General features: G+C 38.0%; 1 protein-coding gene. It reads right to left on the reverse strand.

The window, feature by feature from the left end; genetic code table 11:
• The coding region (locus tag E8Q33_RS15095) for an Lrp/AsnC family transcriptional regulator (protein WP_136555713.1) at window positions 1-140 on the reverse strand (140 nt) is incomplete at its 3' end.
• Window positions 141-255: the final 115 nt, after the last annotated feature.

Genomic DNA, 255 nt, shown 5'->3' on the forward strand with positions numbered 1-255 from the left:
TCTTCCATTTGCTTAACGCGTCGCAGCGTTGGCGAGGGCGAGAGGTTGATCGCTTCAGCCAATTCCTGATTGGAAATTCGTCCCTGCTTTTGCAGGATCTCGAGAATCATCTGGTCATAACGATCCAGTTTTTCAGTCATGATTTACTCCAATAATTTATATTAAAAGCATTTTATGCTTTAAAAATTGATTTATCAGCAATTATATTTGTTATGAAGGTGATTTGAGGCAACTTTAGCAATTTAATTCTGCAGC

It is taken from the genome of Methylophaga sp. SB9B (genome assembly GCF_004832235.1).
Taxonomy (GTDB): Bacteria; Pseudomonadota; Gammaproteobacteria; order Nitrosococcales; family Methylophagaceae; genus Methylophaga; species Methylophaga muralis.